General features: G+C 39.7%; 10 protein-coding genes, 2 tRNA genes, 7 rRNA genes and 1 other annotated feature. Of the genes, 3 read left to right on the top strand and 16 right to left on the bottom strand.

All coding sequences use genetic code 11. The features are described 5' to 3' along the window. Positions 1-182: 182 nt before the first annotated feature. From RCG18_RS07505 to RCG18_RS07480, 6 genes are all read right to left on the bottom strand, one after another. Positions 183-1,691: ribosomal RNA gene (locus RCG18_RS07505) — 16S ribosomal RNA — on the bottom strand. 463 nt (positions 1,692-2,154) lie between these two features. Continuing rightward, positions 2,155-2,904 carry a peptidylprolyl isomerase gene (locus RCG18_RS07500; RefSeq protein ID WP_308040697.1) on the bottom strand — a complete coding sequence of 250 codons (750 nt, stop codon included), beginning with the start codon at positions 2,902-2,904 and terminating at the stop codon, positions 2,155-2,157. 205 nt (positions 2,905-3,109) lie between these two features. Further along, a tRNA-Phe gene (locus tag RCG18_RS07495) sits at positions 3,110-3,185 on the bottom strand. Positions 3,186-3,193: 8 nt separating this feature from the next. Next, a 5S ribosomal RNA gene (rrf, locus tag RCG18_RS07490) occupies positions 3,194-3,310 on the bottom strand. Positions 3,311-3,346: 36 nt separating this feature from the next. Then, positions 3,347-6,241, bottom strand: a 23S ribosomal RNA gene (locus RCG18_RS07485). 257 nt (positions 6,242-6,498) lie between these two features. Then, positions 6,499-8,007 (bottom strand): 16S ribosomal RNA (locus RCG18_RS07480). The 16S, 23S and 5S rRNA genes sit together here with 1 tRNA gene alongside, the layout of an rRNA operon. A gap of 429 nt (positions 8,008-8,436) precedes the next feature. Here RCG18_RS07480 and RCG18_RS07475 point away from each other — a divergent pair. Continuing rightward, positions 8,437-8,763, top strand: coding sequence for a DUF1904 domain-containing protein (locus tag RCG18_RS07475; protein WP_308040696.1), 327 nt, complete (start codon positions 8,437-8,439; stop codon positions 8,761-8,763). A gap of 58 nt (positions 8,764-8,821) precedes the next feature. Here the strand turns inward: RCG18_RS07475 and RCG18_RS07470 are convergent, their stop codons facing one another. Further along, positions 8,822-9,955, bottom strand: a complete 1,134-nt coding sequence (locus RCG18_RS07470) for an alanine--glyoxylate aminotransferase family protein (protein ID WP_308040694.1) — start codon at positions 9,953-9,955, stop codon at positions 8,822-8,824. Between the two features lie 261 nt (positions 9,956-10,216). Between RCG18_RS07470 and RCG18_RS07465 the strand changes: the two genes are divergently transcribed. Beyond that, complete coding sequence (locus RCG18_RS07465) at positions 10,217-10,813, top strand: uracil-DNA glycosylase (protein WP_308040692.1); 597 nt, start codon at positions 10,217-10,219, stop codon at positions 10,811-10,813. A gap of 1 nt (position 10,814) precedes the next feature. On the opposite strand, the gene RCG18_RS07460 is transcribed toward RCG18_RS07465, so the two are convergent. From RCG18_RS07460 to RCG18_RS07435, 6 genes are all read right to left on the bottom strand, one after another. Beyond that, positions 10,815-11,252, bottom strand: a complete 438-nt coding sequence (locus RCG18_RS07460; protein WP_308040691.1) for a VanZ family protein — start codon at positions 11,250-11,252, stop codon at positions 10,815-10,817. A 286-nt stretch (positions 11,253-11,538) separates the two neighbouring features. After that, positions 11,539-11,614, bottom strand: a tRNA-Lys gene (locus tag RCG18_RS07455). 6 nt (positions 11,615-11,620) lie between these two features. Beyond that, positions 11,621-11,737: ribosomal RNA gene (rrf, locus tag RCG18_RS07450) — 5S ribosomal RNA — on the bottom strand. A gap of 36 nt (positions 11,738-11,773) precedes the next feature. Continuing rightward, positions 11,774-14,668: ribosomal RNA gene (locus tag RCG18_RS07445) — 23S ribosomal RNA — on the bottom strand. Between the two features lie 257 nt (positions 14,669-14,925). Then, positions 14,926-16,434, bottom strand: a 16S ribosomal RNA gene (locus RCG18_RS07440). Between the two features lie 472 nt (positions 16,435-16,906). Next, complete coding sequence (locus RCG18_RS07435) at positions 16,907-17,842, bottom strand: GNAT family protein (RefSeq protein ID WP_308040690.1); 936 nt, start codon at positions 17,840-17,842, stop codon at positions 16,907-16,909. 146 nt (positions 17,843-17,988) lie between these two features. On the opposite strand from RCG18_RS07435, the gene RCG18_RS07430 reads away from it, so the two are divergent. Then, positions 17,989-19,158, top strand: coding sequence for an SAM-dependent methyltransferase (locus tag RCG18_RS07430; RefSeq protein ID WP_308040689.1), 1,170 nt, complete (start codon positions 17,989-17,991; stop codon positions 19,156-19,158). Positions 19,159-19,207: 49 nt separating this feature from the next. Here the strand turns inward: RCG18_RS07430 and RCG18_RS07425 are convergent, their stop codons facing one another. The 3 genes from RCG18_RS07425 to RCG18_RS07415 form a co-directional block, all read right to left on the bottom strand. After that, entirely contained in the window at positions 19,208-20,455 is a 1,248-nt protein-coding gene (locus RCG18_RS07425) for a DUF1015 family protein (RefSeq protein ID WP_308040688.1), read from the bottom strand. Positions 20,456-20,472: 17 nt separating this feature from the next. Continuing rightward, positions 20,473-21,408, bottom strand: coding sequence for a D-2-hydroxyacid dehydrogenase (locus RCG18_RS07420; RefSeq protein WP_308040686.1), 936 nt, complete (start codon positions 21,406-21,408; stop codon positions 20,473-20,475). Positions 21,409-21,514: 106 nt separating this feature from the next. Then, a complete protein-coding gene (locus RCG18_RS07415; RefSeq protein ID WP_308040684.1) occupies positions 21,515-22,585 on the bottom strand; it encodes an alanine--glyoxylate aminotransferase family protein in 1,071 nt (356 codons plus the stop codon). 115 nt (positions 22,586-22,700) lie between these two features. After that, positions 22,701-22,908, bottom strand: a binding site (T-box leader). Positions 22,909-22,945 lie beyond the last annotated feature (37 nt).

Below are 22,945 nucleotides of genomic sequence, written 5' to 3'. Positions count from 1 at the left end.
TAAGTAGTTTTACCTTCAGCTTTACTTTTATTTAATATCACTGTGCAATTTTCAAAGAACAATTGGAGATTCATTTTATCATGTTGATTATTTAAAATCAACTGGTAAATAATCCCTCAAGATTAAACAGAGTGTAAACTCAAACCTTCAAGATAGAATTACCTATCTTGTCGACTCCTTAGAAAGGAGGTGATCCAGCCGCAGGTTCTCCTACGGCTACCTTGTTACGACTTCACCCCAATCACTAACCCCACCTTCGGCCGCGTCTTCCTTACGGTTAGACTACGGACTTCGGGTGTTGCCAGCTCTCATGGTGTGACGGGCGGTGTGTACAAGGCCCGGGAACGTATTCACCGCGACATGCTGATTCGCGATTACTAGCAACTCCAGCTTCATGTAGGCGAGTTTCAGCCTACAATCCGAACTGAGGGTAATTTTATAGTTTTGCTCCACATCACTGTATTGCTTCTCTTTGTATTACCCATTGTAGCACGTGTGTAGCCCTAGACATAAGGGGCATGATGATTTGACGTCATCCCCACCTTCCTCCCGGTTAACCCGGGCAGTCTCACTAGAGTGCTCAACTTAATGGTAGCAACTAATGATAAGGGTTGCGCTCGTTGCAGGACTTAACCTAACATCTCACGACACGAGCTGACGACAACCATGCACCACCTGTCTTCCTGCCCCGAAGGGCTTCCTCCATTACGAGTAATTCAGGAGATGTCAAGTCTAGGTAAGGTTCTTCGCGTTGCTTCGAATTAAACCACATGCTCCGCTGCTTGTGCGGGCCCCCGTCAATTCCTTTGAGTTTTAATCTTGCGATCGTACTTCCCAGGCGGAGTACTTATTGTGTTAACTGCGGCACAGAAGGGGTCGATACCTCCTACACCTAGTACTCATCGTTTACGGCGTGGACTACCAGGGTATCTAATCCTGTTTGCTACCCACGCTTTCATGCCTCAGCGTCAGTTACGGTCCAGAGAGTCGCCTTCGCCACTGGTGTTCTTCCTAATCTCTACGCATTTCACCGCTACACTAGGAATTCCACTCTCCTCTCCCGCACTCTAGACTTCCAGTTTGAAATGCAGCACCCAAGTTAAGCCCGGGTATTTCACATCTCACTTAAAAATCCGCCTACGCATCCTTTACGCCCAGTAAATCCGGACAACGCTCGCCACCTACGTATTACCGCGGCTGCTGGCACGTAGTTAGCCGTGGCTTCCTCCTTTGGTACCGTCATTATCGTCCCAAAAGACAGAGCTTTACAACCCGAAGGCCTTCATCACTCACGCGGCGTTGCTGCATCAGGCTTTCGCCCATTGTGCAATATTCCCCACTGCTGCCTCCCGTAGGAGTCTGGACCGTGTCTCAGTTCCAATGTGGCCGATCACCCTCTCAGGTCGGCTACGCATCGTCGCCTTGGTGAGCCTTTACCTCACCAACTAGCTAATGCGCCGCGGGTCCATCTCAAAGCGGATTACTCCTTTAATTAGTTCTCCATGCGAAAAACTAATGTTATGCGGTATTAATCTCCCTTTCGGGAGGCTATCCCCCTCTTTGAGGCAGGTTACCCACGTGTTACTCACCCGTCCGCCGCTAATCCACCCCGAAGGGCTTCATCGCTCGACTTGCATGTGTTAGGCACGCCGCCAGCGTTCGTCCTGAGCCAGGATCAAACTCTCAATTTAAAAGTTTGAATGCTCATTACTGTTGTTTTTGACTACTAACAAGTAGTTCAAAAGAATTGCTGGTTTAGTTTACTTAATAAAAATCATCTTGATTTTTAACCTCTGTTTAATTTTCAAGGATCATGCCGCTCTCTCAGCGACTATTGTAGTTTATCACAGCTGCTTAACCTTGTCAACAACTTTTTTAAAGTTGCTTTAAGATATTTAAAATATCTTACAAACTTTCGTTTCGGTCAGCTTTGTTATAATAACACACAAACTCTACATTCGTCAATACCTTTTTATAAATAATTTCTATAAAAACAAATCATATAGATATACAATTTTAATACTTGGTTCAATCATAGATGTATATATGATAGTAGAAAAGATGTACCCTATGAATACTGCTAATAAGCCAAACGCTCAAATTAAATATTTATATTAAAAACCTGTATAACCATAAGGCCATACAGGTTTTACATTATTCGTTTACTATTTCTACAGTATACTTTTCTCTTAACTCGCCATTAAGTTGTGAGTATTTGAATGTTTGTCTTTGTTGTAATAAAGTATTCTTTATCACACTTTCTACTTCGTCAAATTGTTTAGCTTCACTTTCAATTTTTTCTTCTACCTTTATTAGGTGATAACCAAATTGAGTTTTTACAGGCTCGCTTACTACTCCTATTTCAAGGTTAAATGCTGATTCCTCAAATTCTGGAACCATTTGACCTCTTGAAAATCTTCCAAGATCCCCTCCCTGAGCTTTTGATGGGCATGATGAATATTTTTGAGCAGCGTCTTCAAATGATAATCCAGCATTTATTTCACTTATTATTTCTTCTGCTTTTTCTTTTGTTTCAACTAGTATATGCTTAGCACTTACCATTTCTGGCTCAACAAACATTTGTTGATTAGCATTATAATAATCTTTTACCTCTTGATCAGTAACAGTTACCTGTGCCATTACCTTTGATATTGCAGTCTGAGTTAGTATTTCCTTTTTAGCTCTTTCTAATAAATCAATATATTCTTTTTCATTTTCCATACTAGAATCTTTTGCATAGTTATAAATTAATTCAAAAGATATCATCTCTTCTAGTAACTGTTTTTTCCCATTCTCTGTATTTAGGTATCCTTGTCTTTCTCTAGGGAATCTCATTATAGCAGCTTGTAAATCCCCTTCTGTTATATTTGCACCATTTACAACTGCCAATACTTTATTTTCCATAATTTTTCTCCTTAATTTGTAATTTATTTAACATTATCAATTATGACATAACTTTGATTATTTTTCTATAATTGTATACAAAATAATTGTTTTTTACTATAAAAGTAGGTCTTTTTTATGTACACATTACTAAAGCTCTTACGAGCGCACCTAGATAATAGAGTAATTTAATATAAAAAAACCCTAGTTTTAAAAACTAGGGTTTTGGTGGCCAGACCAGGAATCGAACCAGGGACACGAGGATTTTCAGTCCTCTGCTCTACCGACTGAGCTATCTAGCCAAATTATTACCTGGCGACGACCTACTCTTCCACACAGTCTCCCGTGCAGTACCATCGGCACTATGAAGCTTAACCTTCGTGTTCGGAATGGGAACGGGTGTTACCTTCACGTCATAATCACCAGATTATTTGTTCTCTGAAAATTGCACAGTGAATTATATTTGGTCAAGCCCTCGACCTATTAGTATCAGTCAGCTGAACATGTTACCATGCTTACACCTCTGACCTATCAACCTTGTGTTCTTCAAGGGGTCTTACTAGCTTACGCTATGGGAAATCTAATCTTGAGGTGGGCTTCACGCTTAGATGCTTTCAGCGTTTATCCCGTCCCGACATAGCTACCCAGCTGTGCTCCTGGCGGAACAACTGGTGCACCAGAGGTCAGTCCATCCCGGTCCTCTCGTACTAAGGACAGCTCCTCTCAAATTTCCTACGCCCGCGACGGATAGGGACCGAACTGTCTCACGACGTTCTGAACCCAGCTCGCGTGCCGCTTTAATGGGCGAACAGCCCAACCCTTGGGACCTACTTCAGCCCCAGGATGCGACGAGCCGACATCGAGGTGCCAAACCTCCCCGTCGATGTGGACTCTTGGGGGAGATCAGCCTGTTATCCCCGAGGTAGCTTTTATCCGTTGAGCGATGGCCCTCCCACGAGGAACCACCGGATCACTAAGCCCGACTTTCGTCCCTGCTCCACTTGTATGTGTCGCAGTCAGGCTCCCTTCTGCCTTTGCACTCTACGAACGATTTCCAACCGTTCTGAGGGAACCTTTGGGCGCCTCCGTTACTTTTTAGGAGGCGACCGCCCCAGTCAAACTGCCCACCTAACAATGTCCCGTGACCAGATTCATGGCCGCCGGTTAGAATCCCAGTACTGTCAGGGTGGTATCCCAAGGATGACTCCATAAGAGCTGACGCCCTTACTTCTCAGTCTCCCACCTATCCTGTACAGACAATACCGAAACTCAATGCTAAGCTACAGTAAAGCTCTACGGGGTCTTTCCGTCCAATCGCGGGTAGCAAGCATCTTCACTTGCACTACAATTTCGCCGGATTTGTTGTCGAGACAGTGCCCAAGTCATTACGCCATTCGTGCGGGTCGGAACTTACCCGACAAGGAATTTCGCTACCTTAGGACCGTTATAGTTACGGCCGCCGTTTACTGGGGCTTAAGTTCACACCTTCGCTTGCGCTAAGTGTTCCCCTTAACCTTCCAGCACCGGGCAGGCGTCAGCCCCTATACATCAGCTTTCGCTTTAGCAGAGACCTGTGTTTTTGCTAAACAGTTGCTTGGGCCTATTCTCTGCGACCTACTTGCGTAGGCACCCCTTATCGCTAACTTACGGGGTCAATTTGCCGAGTTCCTTGACAACAATTCTTCCGCTGGTCTTAGGATTCTCTCCTCACCTACCTGTGTCGGTTTGCGGTACGGGCACCAACTTCCTCCATAGAGACTTTTCTTGGCAGCGTGGAATCAGATACTTCGCCCGAAAGGGCTCCCCATCACACCTCAACATTGACTAAACGGATTTGCCTGTCTAGTCTGTCTAAGTGCTTAGACACACATCCAATAGTGTGCACATCTTATCCTCCTGCGTCATCCCATTTGTAATAACGTCAGTTGGCGGTATCGGAATATCAACCGATTGTCCATCACCTACGCCTTTCGGCCTCGGCTTAGGTCCCGACTAACCCTGAGCGGACGAGCCTTCCTCAGGAAACCTTAGGTTTTCGACCAATAAGATTCTCACTTATTTCTCGCTACTTATGCCAGCATACTCACTCCTGTACAGTCCACCGCTCCTTTCGGTACGACTTCAATCCATACAGGAAGCTCCTCTACCGCTCTTTCGAGCCCATAGCTTCGGTGGTAAGTTTTAGCCCCGGACATCTTCGGCGCAGGATCTCTCGACTAGTGAGCTATTACGCACTCTTTGAATGAGTGGCTGCTTCTAAGCCAACATCCTAGTTGTCTTAGAAATCCCACATCCTTTTCCACTTAACTTACACTTTGGGACCTTAGCTGATGATCTGGGCTGTTTCCCTTTTGACCACGGATCTTATCATTCGTAGTCTGACTGCTGAGATTCAAGTATATGGCATTCGGAGTTTGATAGGGTTCAGTAACTGTTGTCAGCCCCTAGCCCATTCAGTGCTCTACCTCCATTACTCATTCTCAACGCTAGCCCTAAAGCTATTTCGAGGAGAACCAGCTATCTCCGAGTTCGATTGGAATTTCTCCGCTATCCACAGCTCATCCCATGGTTTTTCAACACCAACGTGGTTCGGTCCTCCACGGAATTTTACTTCCGCTTCAACCTGTCCATGGATAGGTCACCCGGTTTCGGGTCTACGACATGCAACTTATTGCCCTATTCAGACTCGGTTTCCCTTCGGCTGCGCACCTTAAGTGCTTAACCTTGCTACATATCGTAACTCGCTGGCTCGTTCTACAAAAAGCACGTCATCGCACGTAAAAGTGCTTTGACCGGTTGTGGACACACGGTTTCAGGTTCTATTTCACTCCCCTCCCGGGGTTCTTTTCACCTTTCCCTCACGGTACTGCTTCACTATCGGTCACCAGTTAGTATTTAGCCTTGGGAGGTGGTCCTCCCTGCTTCCCACAAGGTTTCACGTGTCTCGTGGTACTCTGGAGCAGATCTCGTTGCTATTCTTTTCACTTACAGGGCTGTTACCTTCTACGGCGGAGCCTTCCAGCTCTCTTCAATTAAGAAATCACAACTTTTATGATCTGTCCGCAACCCCAGGAACAAGTTCCTGGTTTGGGCTCTTTCCCTTTCGCTCGCCGCTACTTAGGAAATCGATTTTTCTTTCTCTTCCTCCGGGTACTTAGATGTTTCAGTTCCCCGGGTATATCCCTATAAACCTATGAATTCAGTTTATAGTACACTACGTTAGTAGTGTGGGTTGCCCCATTCGGAAATCTTCGGATCACAGGCTATTTGCGCCTACCCGAAGCTTATCGCAGCTTATCACGTCCTTCTTCGACTACTGGTGCCAAGGCATTCACCATGCGCCCTTTGTAGCTTGACCATTCATCCGAAAATTGGTTTCTATCAATTTTCTTTGCTTAGTTATAAATCTACAAAGGTTACTTACTTATATAATAAGTAGTTTTACCTTCAGCTTTACTTTTATTTATATATCACTGTGCAATTTTCAAAGAACAATTGAAGATTTATTTTATCATGTTGATTATTTGAAATCAACCGGTAAATAATCCCTCAAGATTAAACAGAGTGTAAACTCAAACCTTCAAGATAGAATTACCTATCTTGTCGACTCCTTAGAAAGGAGGTGATCCAGCCGCAGGTTCTCCTACGGCTACCTTGTTACGACTTCACCCCAATCACTAACCCCACCTTCGGCCGCGTCTTCCTTACGGTTAGACTACGGACTTCGGGTGTTGCCAGCTCTCATGGTGTGACGGGCGGTGTGTACAAGGCCCGGGAACGTATTCACCGCGACATGCTGATTCGCGATTACTAGCAACTCCAGCTTCATGTAGGCGAGTTTCAGCCTACAATCCGAACTGAGGGTAATTTTATAGTTTTGCTCCACATCACTGTATTGCTTCTCTTTGTATTACCCATTGTAGCACGTGTGTAGCCCTAGACATAAGGGGCATGATGATTTGACGTCATCCCCACCTTCCTCCCGGTTAACCCGGGCAGTCTCACTAGAGTGCTCAACTTAATGGTAGCAACTAATGATAAGGGTTGCGCTCGTTGCAGGACTTAACCTAACATCTCACGACACGAGCTGACGACAACCATGCACCACCTGTCTTCCTGCCCCGAAGGGCTTCCTCCATTACGAGTAATTCAGGAGATGTCAAGTCTAGGTAAGGTTCTTCGCGTTGCTTCGAATTAAACCACATGCTCCGCTGCTTGTGCGGGCCCCCGTCAATTCCTTTGAGTTTTAATCTTGCGATCGTACTTCCCAGGCGGAGTACTTATTGTGTTAACTGCGGCACAGAAGGGGTCGATACCTCCTACACCTAGTACTCATCGTTTACGGCGTGGACTACCAGGGTATCTAATCCTGTTTGCTACCCACGCTTTCATGCCTCAGCGTCAGTTACGGTCCAGAGAGTCGCCTTCGCCACTGGTGTTCTTCCTAATCTCTACGCATTTCACCGCTACACTAGGAATTCCACTCTCCTCTCCCGCACTCTAGACTTCCAGTTTGAAATGCAGCACCCAAGTTAAGCCCGGGTATTTCACATCTCACTTAAAAATCCGCCTACGCATCCTTTACGCCCAGTAAATCCGGACAACGCTCGCCACCTACGTATTACCGCGGCTGCTGGCACGTAGTTAGCCGTGGCTTCCTCCTTTGGTACCGTCATTATCGTCCCAAAAGACAGAGCTTTACAACCCGAAGGCCTTCATCACTCACGCGGCGTTGCTGCATCAGGCTTTCGCCCATTGTGCAATATTCCCCACTGCTGCCTCCCGTAGGAGTCTGGACCGTGTCTCAGTTCCAATGTGGCCGATCACCCTCTCAGGTCGGCTACGCATCGTCGCCTTGGTGAGCCTTTACCTCACCAACTAGCTAATGCGCCGCGGGTCCATCTCAAAGCGGATTACTCCTTTAATTAGTTCTCCATGCGAAAAACTAATGTTATGCGGTATTAATCTCCCTTTCGGGAGGCTATCCCCCTCTTTGAGGCAGGTTACCCACGTGTTACTCACCCGTCCGCCGCTAATCCACCCCGAAGGGTTTCATCGCTCGACTTGCATGTGTTAGGCACGCCGCCAGCGTTCGTCCTGAGCCAGGATCAAACTCTCAATTTAAAAGTTTGAATGCTCATTACTGTTGTTTTTGACTACTAACAAGTAGTTCAAAAGAATTGCTGGTTTAGTTTACTTAATAAAAATCATCTTGATTTTTAACCTCTGTTTAATTTTCAAGGATCATGTTGCTCTCTCGCAGCAACTATTGTAGTTTATCACATCCGCTTAACCTTGTCAACAACTTTTTTTAAATTGTTTTTGTTAAGCTTTGTCGTTTCTTCAAGCGACATGTGTTATTCTATCACATTATGTAACTGCAATATTCTTTATTTATCTTATTTAATTCAGTTATGCCTATTTTTCTTCTTATTTTATATACTTTTCTTTGTTATTCTCATATTGATACACCAGGAAATGTTGACATATTTAATAATAATTATATTTAATTTTTATCGTTTATAAGTTAAAATGTTACAGGAGGTGATTTTAATGCCACAGATAAAAGTAAGAGGAGTAGAAGTATCAAAAATATGTAGTATAAGTACTAATATGATTGATGAGCTAGAAAAGATTATAGGATGTCCTAGAAGTTATTTTACAATTGAGTGTATACCATCAACATTCATAAGAGATGGAGAGACATGTGAAGGTTATCCTTTTATTGAAGTCGTATGGTTTGATAGAGGGCAAGAAGTACAAGATAAAGTTGCTGAAACTATAAATAATTTTGTTCATCAGTGTGGTTATGAAAGTGTAGATATTTTCTTTACTGTACTAAAAGAAAATTCCTATTACGAAAATGGCCAACATTTCTAATCATGAAATTAAAAAGTTGTTACCGGTAGTTCCAGTAACAACTTTTTTTCCTTTTATTTTATAACTCACTTAAAAAACAGGAAGATATGTCGCATCTACAGTTAAATCCAAGGTGTTCTAATGATTTCTGCAACGCAAACAAAGTATAACTAACTTTATCAATTCTTGCGTTTTCTCCCATATGTCCTATTCTTATTACTTTGCCACCTAGGTATCCAAAAGAACCAGCAATTAGTACATTATACTTTTCCAACATATAATTTCTTAGTTCAGCATCATTTATATCTTCAGGTATTTCTATAACTGTAACAGTATTTGAATATCCTTGCTTTATATATAAGCTTAACCCAGCTTCTAAAACTGCTTTTCTAGTAGCTTGAGCTATTTGAGCATGTCTTATTATAATTTCTTTGTCCTCTATCAAATTATCCATGGCTTTACTCAGTCCCATAATATCACTTATAGGTTGCGTATATGGAAACCATTTGTTTTCATAATAATTTTCCCATACTAATAAATTACAATAGAAGGAAGCTATAGGTTTTTTCCTATTTTTCATAGCATTAAAAGCATCCTCACTTATACTTAAAAATGTAAGACCAGGAGGAGCTGAAACACACTTCTGTGAACCACCTAATATTATATCTATTTGCCATTTGTCTACATCTACTTCTTCTCCACCCATAGCTGCAACACTATCGACAACAGTAAGAATACCCTTCTCTTTTAATATAGGACATATCTTTGCTATATTATTTAATACTCCAGAAGGTGTATCACAATGAACCACAGTTGCATACTTAAAATTGCTATCCTTATCTAAAAATTTTTGAAGCTCATTAATATCAATTTCTCTCTGCCTATCTCCACTAAAAAGTATTGGCTCTCCCCCATACATTTTTACGAAATCAGCAAATCCCTCTCCAAATATACCATTATCTATTACTAAGACTCTATCTCCTTCTTCTGTTAAAGATGCACACGCTGCCTCCAAGCCTAGTATTCCCTCTCCACTTAAGATCCTTACCTCGTTTTTAGTTTTTAAAAATTGACCTATTTTTTCACAAGTTTCTTTATAAAAATCATAAAATTGTAGATCCAAATCTGGGTTTGTAGTTTCTATACTTCTTGCTAATCTTACATTTTCCCTTATCTGAGTTGGACCAGGTGTCATTATATACGGAATTTTCATTTGTACCACTCCCACTAAATATAAGAATATTTTAAATGAATTATATCATTCTTATTAGATATACCAAAGTGTATCAATACAATTAAACCATATATAATATAATTACATAACCTTTAACTAAATATACTAAAGTTTCACTTATTAACTCTTCATATATAGCAAAGTATATAAAATGATTTTTAGAAAAAAATAATTATATCTAAGCTGATAAGTATTAAATTTATGATAAATACAATAAATCAGATTATAAGGAGAGTTAGAATGGACATACAAAAAGAACTAGAATCAAAAATTATAATTATCACTGATAATTATACTAGCGATAAGACAGGTGGATATATAACTGGTGATGGACCAATACCATGTGACATACTATTTGTAGGTGAAGCCCCTGGTAAAAATGAAGTTGAAGAAAAAAAACCTTTTGTAGGCATGGCTGGAAAAAATTTTGAAAGATATTTAAACTCTATAGGTTTGTCTAGGGAGAAAATCCGCATAACAAACACTTGTTTCTTTAGACCAATAAAATTAAAAGAAAATCCTAGTGGTAGAGTAACTATTAGTAATAGACCACCAAAAACTTTAGAAGTGAATCTTTTTCGCGAGGTTTTAGATGAAGAAATAAAATTTGTAAATCCTAAAATTATTATAACTCTTGGAAATGTTCCACTAAAAAGACTTACAAATTTTAAATCTATTGGTGAGTGCCATGGGAAACTATATTTCAACGAAGATATTAAAAGTCACATTTTTCCTATGTATCATCCTTCCTCTTTAACCTATAATAGAAGTGATGAGTTTCATGCTACCTATGAACAAGACTGGAATAGCTTAAAAGAAGCCCTAAAAAATATATAATTTAGGGCTTCTTTTTTAACAGACTTTTTTGTTTTAGATATATTACCAACATTGCAAAGCTGCCGCCACATGTATCTATAATTACATCCCTTATACGCGCAGTCCTACCTGGAATAAAAATTTGATGTATTTCATCAGAGCATGCATATACAAATACAATAAAAAGTGAGACCATTAGCGACTTTTTAAAATTAAAATCTTCTAATAATGCATTAAAAAGTAATACATATAAAATTAAGTACTCAGTAAAGTGCCCAACTTTTCGTACTATAAAATTGGCTAAATCACCTAAAATACTATCCAGATTGAATCCCAATACCTTAAATACATGTATTACAAATTTGCTTTTCTCATCTGATATAACTGCTGGTTGATTAGAAAACCAAAATATTATAACCATCCATGTAATAACTAAAATCCATTTTGTTTTTTTACTCATTTTTAATACCTTTCTATGTTAATTTATAAAGTTATATATCGTATTTAAAAACTTACTTTATAAGTATAATATATAACCTTATAAATTTAAATAAAAAACAGATTAATCAGAGATTTAGCTTCAAATCTCAGCGATATCTATTTTATGGATAGATCATCATAATATTCTTTACACTACTAACTACTTGCCTCATATATATTCTCTATATTAAAAGTAGTCATAGTATGACATTCTCCACATATTTTACTTAACGAAATAAAAAAGAAGCATCTTATAAGATGCTTCTTGGTGGCTTACCGGGGAATCGAACCCCGGACACCATGATTAAAAGTCATGTGCTCTACCGACTGAGCTAGTAAACCATATTTACCTGGCGACGACCTACTCTTCCACACAGTCTCCCGTGCAGTACCATCGGCACTATGAAGCTTAACCTTCGTGTTCGGAATGGGAACGGGTGTTACCTTCACGTCATAATCACCAGATTATTTGTTCTCTGAAAATTGCACAGTGAATTACATTTGGTCAAGCCCTCGACCTATTAGTATCAGTCAGCTGAACATGTTACCATGCTTACACCTCTGACCTATCAACCTTGTGTTCTTCAAGGGGTCTTACTAGCTTACGCTATGGGAAATCTAATCTTGAGGTGGGCTTCACGCTTAGATGCTTTCAGCGTTTATCCCGTCCCGACATAGCTACCCAGCTGTGCTCCTGGCGGAACAACTGGTGCACCAGAGGTCAGTCCATCCCGGTCCTCTCGTACTAAGGACAGCTCCTCTCAAATTTCCTACGCCCGCGACGGATAGGGACCGAACTGTCTCACGACGTTCTGAACCCAGCTCGCGTGCCGCTTTAATGGGCGAACAGCCCAACCCTTGGGACCTACTTCAGCCCCAGGATGCGACGAGCCGACATCGAGGTGCCAAACCTCCCCGTCGATGTGGACTCTTGGGGGAGATCAGCCTGTTATCCCCGAGGTAGCTTTTATCCGTTGAGCGATGGCCCTCCCACGAGGAACCACCGGATCACTAAGCCCGACTTTCGTCCCTGCTCCACTTGTATGTGTCGCAGTCAGGCTCCCTTCTGCCTTTGCACTCTACGAACGATTTCCAACCGTTCTGAGGGAACCTTTGGGCGCCTCCGTTACTTTTTAGGAGGCGACCGCCCCAGTCAAACTGCCCACCTAACAATGTCCCGTGACCAGATTCATGGCCGCCGGTTAGAATCCCAGTACTGTCAGGGTGGTATCCCAAGGATGACTCCATAAGAGCTGACGCCCTTACTTCTCAGTCTCCCACCTATCCTGTACAGACAATACCGAAACTCAATGCTAAGCTACAGTAAAGCTCTACGGGGTCTTTCCGTCCAATCGCGGGTAGCAAGCATCTTCACTTGCACTACAATTTCGCCGGATTTGTTGTCGAGACAGTGCCCAAGTCATTACGCCATTCGTGCGGGTCGGAACTTACCCGACAAGGAATTTCGCTACCTTAGGACCGTTATAGTTACGGCCGCCGTTTACTGGGGCTTAAGTTCACACCTTCGCTTGCGCTAAGTGTTCCCCTTAACCTTCCAGCACCGGGCAGGCGTCAGCCCCTATACATCAGCTTTCGCTTTAGCAGAGACCTGTGTTTTTGCTAAACAGTTGCTTGGGCCTATTCTCTGCGACCTACTTGCGTAGGCACCCCTTATCGCTAACTTACGGGGTCAATTTGCCGAGTTCCTTGACAACAATTCTTCCGCTGGTCTTAGGATTCTCTCCTCACCTACCTGTGTCGGTTTGCGGTACGGGCACCAACTTCCTCCATAGAGACTTTTCTTGGCAGCGTGGAATCAGATACTTCGCCCGAAAGGGCTCCCCATCACACCTCAACATTGACTAAACGGATTTGCCTGTCTAGTCTGTCTAAGTGCTTAGACACACATCCAATAGTGTGCACATCTTATCCTCCTGCGTCATCCCATTTGTAATAACGTCAGTTGGCGGTATCGGAATATCAACCGATTGTCCATCACCTACGCCTTTCGGCCTCGGCTTAGGTCCCGACTAACCCTGAGCGGACGAGCCTTCCTCAGGAAACCTTAGGTTTTCGACCAATAAGATTCTCACTTATTTCTCGCTACTTATGCCAGCATACTCACTCCTGTACAGTCCACCGCTCCTTTCGGTACGACTTCAATCCATACAGGAAGCTCCTCTACCGCTCTTTCGAGCCCATAGCTTCGGTGGTAAGTTTTAGCCCCGGACATCTTCGGCGCAGGATCTCTCGACTAGTGAGCTATTACGCACTCTTTGAATGAGTGGCTGCTTCTAAGCCAACATCCTAGTTGTCTTAGAAATCCCACATCCTTTTCCACTTAACTTACACTTTGGGACCTTAGCTGATGATCTGGGCTGTTTCCCTTTTGACCACGGATCTTATCATTCGTAGTCTGACTGCTGAGATTCAAGTATATGGCATTCGGAGTTTGATAGGGTTCAGTAACTGTTGTCAGCCCCTAGCCCATTCAGTGCTCTACCTCCATTACTCATTCTCAACGCTAGCCCTAAAGCTATTTCGAGGAGAACCAGCTATCTCCGAGTTCGATTGGAATTTCTCCGCTATCCACAGCTCATCCCATGGTTTTTCAACACCAACGTGGTTCGGTCCTCCACGGAATTTTACTTCCGCTTCAACCTGTCCATGGATAGGTCACCCGGTTTCGGGTCTACGACATGCAACTTATTGCCCTATTCAGACTCGGTTTCCCTTCGGCTGCGCACCTTAAGTGCTTAACCTTGCTACATATCGTAACTCGCTGGCTCGTTCTACAAAAAGCACGTCATCGCACGTAAAAGTGCTTTGACCGGTTGTGGACACACGGTTTCAGGTTCTATTTCACTCCCCTCCCGGGGTTCTTTTCACCTTTCCCTCACGGTACTGCTTCACTATCGGTCACCAGTTAGTATTTAGCCTTGGGAGGTGGTCCTCCCTGCTTCCCACAAGGTTTCACGTGTCTCGTGGTACTCTGGAGCAGATCTCGTTGCTATTCTTTTCACTTACAGGGCTGTTACCTTCTACGGCGGAGCCTTCCAGCTCTCTTCAATTAAGAAATCACAACTTTTATGATCTGTCCGCAACCCCAGGAACAAGTTCCTGGTTTGGGCTCTTTCCCTTTCGCTCGCCGCTACTTAGGAAATCGATTTTTCTTTCTCTTCCTCCGGGTACTTAGATGTTTCAGTTCCCCGGGTATATCCCTATAAACCTATGAATTCAGTTTATAGTACACTACGTTAGTAGTGTGGGTTGCCCCATTCGGAAATCTTCGGATCACAGGCTATTTGCGCCTACCCGAAGCTTATCGCAGCTTATCACGTCCTTCTTCGACTACTGGTGCCAAGGCATTCACCATGCGCCCTTTGTAGCTTGACCATTCATCCGAAAATTGGTTTCTATCAATTTTCTTTGCTTAGTTATAAATCTACAAAGGTTACTTACTTATATAATAAGTAGTTTTACCTTCAGCTTTACTTTTATTTATATATCACTGTGCAATTTTCAAAGAACAATTGAAGATTTATTTTATCATGTTGATTATTTGAAATCAACCGGTAAATAATCCCTCAAGATTAAACAGAGTGTAAACTCAAACCTTCAAGATAGAATTACCTATCTTGTCGACTCCTTAGAAAGGAGGTGATCCAGCCGCAGGTTCTCCTACGGCTACCTTGTTACGACTTCACCCCAATCACTAACCCCACCTTCGGCCGCGTCTTCCTTACGGTTAGACTACGGACTTCGGGTGTTGCCAGCTCTCATGGTGTGACGGGCGGTGTGTACAAGGCCCGGGAACGTATTCACCGCGACATGCTGATTCGCGATTACTAGCAACTCCAGCTTCATGTAGGCGAGTTTCAGCCTACAATCCGAACTGAGGGTAATTTTATAGTTTTGCTCCACATCACTGTATTGCTTCTCTTTGTATTACCCATTGTAGCACGTGTGTAGCCCTAGACATAAGGGGCATGATGATTTGACGTCATCCCCACCTTCCTCCCGGTTAACCCGGGCAGTCTCACTAGAGTGCTCAACTTAATGGTAGCAACTAATGATAAGGGTTGCGCTCGTTGCAGGACTTAACCTAACATCTCACGACACGAGCTGACGACAACCATGCACCACCTGTCTTCCTGCCCCGAAGGGCTTCCTCCATTACGAGTAATTCAGGAGATGTCAAGTCTAGGTAAGGTTCTTCGCGTTGCTTCGAATTAAACCACATGCTCCGCTGCTTGTGCGGGCCCCCGTCAATTCCTTTGAGTTTTAATCTTGCGATCGTACTTCCCAGGCGGAGTACTTATTGTGTTAACTGCGGCACAGAAGGGGTCGATACCTCCTACACCTAGTACTCATCGTTTACGGCGTGGACTACCAGGGTATCTAATCCTGTTTGCTACCCACGCTTTCATGCCTCAGCGTCAGTTACGGTCCAGAGAGTCGCCTTCGCCACTGGTGTTCTTCCTAATCTCTACGCATTTCACCGCTACACTAGGAATTCCACTCTCCTCTCCCGCACTCTAGACTTCCAGTTTGAAATGCAGCACCCAAGTTAAGCCCGGGTATTTCACATCTCACTTAAAAATCCGCCTACGCATCCTTTACGCCCAGTAAATCCGGACAACGCTCGCCACCTACGTATTACCGCGGCTGCTGGCACGTAGTTAGCCGTGGCTTCCTCCTTTGGTACCGTCATTATCGTCCCAAAAGACAGAGCTTTACAACCCGAAGGCCTTCATCACTCACGCGGCGTTGCTGCATCAGGCTTTCGCCCATTGTGCAATATTCCCCACTGCTGCCTCCCGTAGGAGTCTGGACCGTGTCTCAGTTCCAATGTGGCCGATCACCCTCTCAGGTCGGCTACGCATCGTCGCCTTGGTGAGCCTTTACCTCACCAACTAGCTAATGCGCCGCGGGTCCATCTCAAAGCGGATTACTCCTTTAATTAGTTCTCCATGCGAAAAACTAATGTTATGCGGTATTAATCTCCCTTTCGGGAGGCTATCCCCCTCTTTGAGGCAGGTTACCCACGTGTTACTCACCCGTCCGCCGCTAATCCACCCCGGAGGGTTTCATCGCTCGACTTGCATGTGTTAGGCACGCCGCCAGCGTTCGTCCTGAGCCAGGATCAAACTCTCAATTTAAAAGTTTGAATGCTCATTACTGTTGTTTTTGACTACTAACAAGTAGTTCAAAAGAATTGCTGGTTTAGTTTACTTAATAAAAATCATCTTGATTTTTAACCTCTGTTTAATTTTCAAGGATCATGTTGCTCTCTCGCAGCAACTATTGTAGTTTATCACATCCGCTTAACCTTGTCAACAACTTTTTTTAAATTGTTTTTGTTAAGCTTTGTCGTTTCTTCAAGCGACATGTGTTATTCTATCACATTATATGCATTCAATATGTGCTATACCTTCTATTTTTGAAGTTTATTTTAAAATTATTAACTTTTGCTTAATATTCTTAGCTTTTTTACATATTGATACACCTGGAGTCGTTTGTTTTCATATACTGAACATTGCTAATAAATTGAGTATTTGATCTTTATAAACATATACAACTAAATATATAAATAGAGCATGTAATCACACGCTCTATTCATTATTTATTTGCCTATTTAGTTTTATAAAATGTTATATGATCTCTCCATTTACCATTAACAAATAAGTACTTCTCATTCATGCCAACCTCTTTAAAACCACAGGACTTTAGGACTCTTTGGGATTTTATGTTCTCCACGAGTGTTGATGCTTCTATTCTATGTAACCCAATATCTTCAAATGCATATTTTATTGTGAGACTTAAAGCTTCTTTCATATATCCCTTACCTTGTTCATTTTCGTCTATAGAATATCCGACAAAAGCACTTTTAAATACTCCCATCACTATATTAGATATTTGTATTTTCCCAATTAGCTTCTTATTTTTATATATTCCAAAGTTAACACTATCTCCATTTAAAAATTGCTTATATCCCTCTACAAGTATTCTTCTTTGTCCCGTTAAGGTATAAAAGCTCTCATCTCTATCAGGTTCAAAAGGAGCAAGATATAACTTATTTTTAAGATAGTAGTTTAAAACATCTTCAGCGTCATCAGGAGTTAAAACTGCAAGTTCTACATTTATTCCGCTTATCTCTATTTCCTTATATCTTTTTTCATCTCTAAAACTATCAATATTTAATCCAAATATTAATTCATCCTTAAATACTTTATTAAAAATTATACTACTAGAGATTATACCTTCGAGCTTGAAACCAAGATCAGTAAAAGCCATAATATCTATCTCTTCATCTGCAACTACACTAATTTTATTAATATCCATATTTTTAAACAGAGAAATCAAAAATAGATTTAGAGCTTCTTTTAACAGCTCATATCCCAATTCCCCATCTTTATAAAACTTAATTCTAAAACTGCAATACCTATTTTCTTTTGATAACTCGATAATGAAAACCCTTCCTATAGTAATTCCTGCATTATCTCTAACTATATATTCACTCTTACTACCATTTGCCAAGCTTATAGTTACATGATGTTCTTTTAACATTCTAATCTCTCCCGTTAATAGAATTATAAAATTTTTAATAAAAACTTAACCTCTGTAACATTATAGCATAAAAAATATTGATAATATAAAAGTATATGTTTATATTATTTATATGATTTTAAATATAATATAAGGGTGTGTTATAAATGAATAAACAAAGTATAACTAAACTAAACCTATTTCTTATAGGTTTGAAGAATAGATTTGAAGAAAATTTAGATATTTTTAAAGACATTACAGTTATTTATAAGGCTGGTCTAAAGAATTTTAAAGGTATTGGTACATACGATTCTGGTAAAATAAAGTTTAACTTTAATGGGAAAACAGATTCTCTATCCATAGATGAGTTAGTAGATAAATTATGTAGTGATGCAGTAAATTATGATAGCATAACTTTAACTTATAGTGAAAGAGGTACTGATATACTAATTGAAGCAGATAACAAAAATGTAAAAATGAAAAATATAGATATTAAAGAAGAAGAAAATGATAATCACAACACTAATGAAACTTCTACATTATTAAATAGAAACTACCTTATAAAGGTAGGTAAGGCCGATAAATTATTAAAAGAAATAGGCATTATGAGTAAAGAAGGTAAAATTAAAAATGACAAGATACGAAAATATAATCAGATAGATCACTATGTTGAACTTTTCGATGAAATGTTAAATAAACTTCCTAAAAATCAAACTTTAAATATATTGGATTGCGGCTGTGGTAAGTCATATTTAAGCTTTGTATTAAACTACTATTTGAGAGAAGTAAAAAAAATTAGATGTCATTTTATAGGACTTGACTATAAGGAAAGTGTTATAGAGACTTCGCAAAAAATTGCTGAGAATTTAGGCTATAGAAATATGGAATTTCATGCAGTAGATATTAAAAACTATATTCCAAAAAACAAAATAAATGTTGTTATGTCTCTTCATGCTTGCGATACAGCTACAGATATGGCCCTAGCACTTGGAATAAAATTAAGTTCTGATGCTATTGTTGCAGTACCTTGCTGTCACAGAGAATTACTAAGTCAGTATTCATATGAACCTTTTAAAACTATATTAAAACATGGTGTATTTAAGGCTAGAATGGCTGACATTTTAACTGACGGAATGAGATCATTGTTACTTGAAGCAAAAGGTTACGATGTTTCTGTTGTAGAATATATATCTCCTTTAGAAACTCCAAAAAACCTTATGATAAGAGCTGTTAAAATAAAAGAGGAAAATGAAGACGCAATGTCTGAGTATTTTAATCTTATGTCTAGCTTAAATGTGTTTCCTGCATTATATAGCTACATAAATGAATGGGAATAACTAAAGAAAGATTTAACTAGAATAAATGTCTCTAGTTAAATCTTCATTTTTATCTTAATGTGTGAATAAATAATCCACTTCTTAATTTTGGTTCAAACCAGGTAGATTTTGGAGGCATCACTTCTCCAGCATCCGCTATAAGCATTAAGTCCTCTATATCAGTTGGATACATAGAGAAGGCTACCCCATTTTTTTGATTATCTATCCTCAATTCGAGTTCTTTAAGCCCTCTTATGCCACCTACAAAATCCACTCTATTGTCCGTTCTTGGGTCTTCAATCCCCAAAATTGGGTCTAATAGGTTGTTCTGAAGAATAGATACATCTAATCTATCAACAAGATTACAAGGATCATAAGTCCCCTCTTTTGCAGTAAGTTCATACCATTTTCCGTCTAAATACATACCGTAAGTATGCTTACAAGAAGGCTTATATGGTTTATCTCCTTCATATATATTTACATTAAATTTTTCCGAAACTCTAAACATATATCCCTCGGTAGAAAGCCCATTCAAGTCCTTGACAATCCTGTTATAATCCATAATTCTTAGGTCTGAATGTGGGAAAAGTACTGATAGGAAAAAATTAAATTCTTCCTCTCCTGTATAATTAGGATTTTCCTTTCTCCTTTTCAAACCAACTTTTACGGCTGAAGCTGATCTGTGATGCCCATCTGCTATATATACGCTACCTATATTTTTAAATATACTGCATATATTACATATAATATGCTCGTCATCTATAATCCATACCATATGTCTTATATTATCTTCTGCTAAAAAATCATATATAGCTTCTTTCTCAGTCCATGATTTTATTATACCATTAATTTCATTATTATACTTATAAGTTAAGAAAATTGGTCCTGTATTTGCATCGCAAATATCGACATGGTTTATTCTATCCTGTTCTTTCTCTTCTCTAGTATGCTCATGCTTTTTTATCTCATTATTTAAATAGTCATCTATCGAAGTACATCCAACTATTCCTGTTTGTTCTATTCCATCCATTATCAATCTATAAATATATAAACATTTTTTATTATCTTTTATTAAGACACCTTTGTTAATCATTTCATATAAATTGTTTCTTGCTTTCTCGTATACAATGTTATCATATATATTTGTATTTCTATCTAAATCTATTTCTGCCTTATCTACATGTAAAAAAGAATATTCATTATCTCCGACAATTTCTCTTGCTTCTTCACTATTTAAGACATCATAAGGTAATGCTGCAACCTTATAAGCTATATCTTTTCTAGGCCTTACTGCCGCAAATGATTTTAAGACAGCCACATCCATCCCCCTCTTTCCTAAGCATTAACAGCAAATTTATTGTTATATTGAAAAAATTCTTCTATTGTTTCTACTATTTCTTCACCTATTCTTTCCTGTGCTTCTTCAGTAGAACCACCTATATGTGGTGTAACACATACTTTAGGGTGATTTACTAATTCAAGATTAGGTTTAGGTTCATTTTCAAATACATCAAGACCTGCACCATTAATTTTACCTGAGTTTAAAGCCTCTATTAATGCTTCCTCATCAATTACCCCACCTCTTGCACAATTTATTACATAAGCACCATCTTTCATAATAGCAAACTGATCTTTTCCTATAATAGCGCCTTCTTCTTTATTAAAAGGGACATGAAGTGACACAAAATCAGCCTTTTTTAAAAGTTTTTCTATTGTACAAAACTCAAATCTCTCATAGCCTCTTACCTTTCCCAACTTGTCAGTATATATTACCCTCATTCCTAAAGCTTCTGCTCTTGTAGCAACCTCTCTTGCTATCCTACCAAATCCAATAAGCCCTAAAGTTTTCCCAAGGAGTTCTATACCTTCATATTTCTTCTTCTCCCACTTCCCATCTCTCATTGTTACATTTGCCAAGTGTATATATCTTGTGAGTGCAAATAAGTGGCCTATAGTAAGCTCTGCTACTGAAGCGCTGCTAGCATTAGGTGTATTTTTAACTTCTATTCCATTTTTTCTTGCATAATCTACATCAATATTATCTACCCCTACTCCTCCACGAATTACAAGCTTAAGCTTTCCACCTTTAGCTGCATCAATTATTGGCTTTCTAACCTTTGTAGCTGATCTTACTATCATAACATCAAAATCCCTAATATTTTCTTTAAGTTCTTCCTCTTCGTAATGTTTGTCGACTACCTCAAAACCATCATCTATAAGCTTTTTTATTGCTTCCTTTTCCATTCCATCACAAACTAATATCTTTATCATAATTAATAGCCTCCTTTTTATTTCTATGAACCTTAATTTTGTTTAATACTATACAACATTTGCCCCAATTAAATGATGTATGGTATTTGCCCCAATTAGATACTTTTTAAAAATTTAATATTTCATCTATATTTACTAATAATTCTTTTATCTCATCTAAAGTACATTCACCCATATGAGCTATTCTAAATGTCTTCTCTTTTAACTTACCGTATCCATTTGAAATTTGGAAACCTCTTTTTCCTAATTCCTTATTTAATTCTGAAACACTTATTCCTCTAGTGTTTTTAATATTTGTAAGAGTATTTGATAAATATCTTTCATCTGCAAACAATTCAAAGTGTTCTTTTCCCCATGCTCTTACATACTCGGCCATTTCTATATGCCTTTTGTATCTATTATCTAATCCTTCTTCTAATATTTTGTCTAACTGATAGTCCATTGCAAACATGTGTGAAAGAGAAGGAGTTGACGGATATTGATAATCTTTTTTCTGAATATATTCATAAAGTGCTAATAAGTCTAAATAATATCCTCTAAATTTAACATTTTTAGCTCTTTCTATAGCCTTTTGTGAAAAAGAACATGCTGCCATTCCTGGAGGAAGTGCAAGTGCCTTTTGACTTGAAGTTATACATATATCTACTCCAAGTTTATCTACTTCTACTTTTGTTCCTGCCATAGAACTTACTGTATCTAAACACCATACAACCTCTGGATATTTTCTTATTACTTTCCCAATTTCTTCTACTGGGTTCATAACTCCTGTAGATGTTTCATTGTGAGTTATACAAATCAAATCATATTTACCTGTAGCTAAAACTTTATCTACTTCATTAGGATCTACAGCTTTGCCCCACTCAACCTCAAATAAATCTGCTGGCACATTATTGTTTATCCCCATTTCATACCATCTCTTACCAAATGCCCCAATAGAAAATACTGCAGCTCTTTTAACTGTACAAGATCTTATTGCCCCTTCCATAAGACCACTTCCAGATGTAGTTGATAAAAGTATCTCTTCTTTTGTATAAAATATTTTTCTGAGTTTTTCACTAATTCTTCTTTGAAGATCTGATGCCTCTTTGCTTCTATGGCCTATCATTGGCATAGCCATTTTTGCTAAAACATCTTCTTTAACCTCTATTGGTCCTGGAATAAATAATTTTTTATGCATATTTAGTACCCCCTGAAATTTTTGTGCATCTTATTTTTTCACTGTAAAATCATATCACTATACAGTTATACCTTAATAAAGTGGATTTATAAAAAATAAAAGAGTCAGTCATCCACATAGGGACGATTGACTCGCGTTGCCACCCTCATTGACTACATATAATATATATACATAGTCCTCTCATTACAAATAACGGTTTTTTTCCGTATTACTCATCGCAATATCCTCAAAGGCGGATTCACAAAAGATATAGGTATCAGTTTTCACCAACCACTGACTCTCTTAACCTTTTCTCATGTTACTATTCTTTTCATCGGAACTATTAAATTTTAATATAAATAATTATAGCGCTATAAATTT

This window comes from Clostridium sp. OS1-26 (assembly GCF_030915445.1).
Taxonomy (GTDB): Bacteria; Bacillota; Clostridia; order Clostridiales; family Clostridiaceae; genus Clostridium_AM.
Note: the sequence above shows the minus strand (reverse complement) of the source record. Positions and strands in the feature narration are given on the sequence as shown.

Excerpts from the sequence above, each read along its gene's own strand:
- RCG18_RS07500 (WP_308040697.1), bottom strand. The coding sequence starts at position 2,904 with ATGGAAAATAAAGTATTGGCAGTTGTAAATGGTGCAAATATAACAGAA.
- RCG18_RS07475 (WP_308040696.1), top strand. The coding sequence starts at position 8,437 with ATGCCACAGATAAAAGTAAGAGGAGTAGAAGTATCAAAAATATGTAGT.
- RCG18_RS07470 (WP_308040694.1), bottom strand. The coding sequence starts at position 9,955 with ATGAAAATTCCGTATATAATGACACCTGGTCCAACTCAGATAAGGGAA.
- RCG18_RS07465 (WP_308040692.1), top strand. The coding sequence starts at position 10,217 with ATGGACATACAAAAAGAACTAGAATCAAAAATTATAATTATCACTGAT.
- RCG18_RS07460 (WP_308040691.1), bottom strand. The coding sequence starts at position 11,252 with ATGAGTAAAAAAACAAAATGGATTTTAGTTATTACATGGATGGTTATA.
- RCG18_RS07435 (WP_308040690.1), bottom strand. The coding sequence starts at position 17,842 with ATGTTAAAAGAACATCATGTAACTATAAGCTTGGCAAATGGTAGTAAG.
- RCG18_RS07430 (WP_308040689.1), top strand. The coding sequence starts at position 17,989 with ATGAATAAACAAAGTATAACTAAACTAAACCTATTTCTTATAGGTTTG.
- RCG18_RS07420 (WP_308040686.1), bottom strand. The coding sequence starts at position 21,408 with ATGATAAAGATATTAGTTTGTGATGGAATGGAAAAGGAAGCAATAAAA.
- RCG18_RS07415 (WP_308040684.1), bottom strand. The coding sequence starts at position 22,585 with ATGCATAAAAAATTATTTATTCCAGGACCAATAGAGGTTAAAGAAGAT.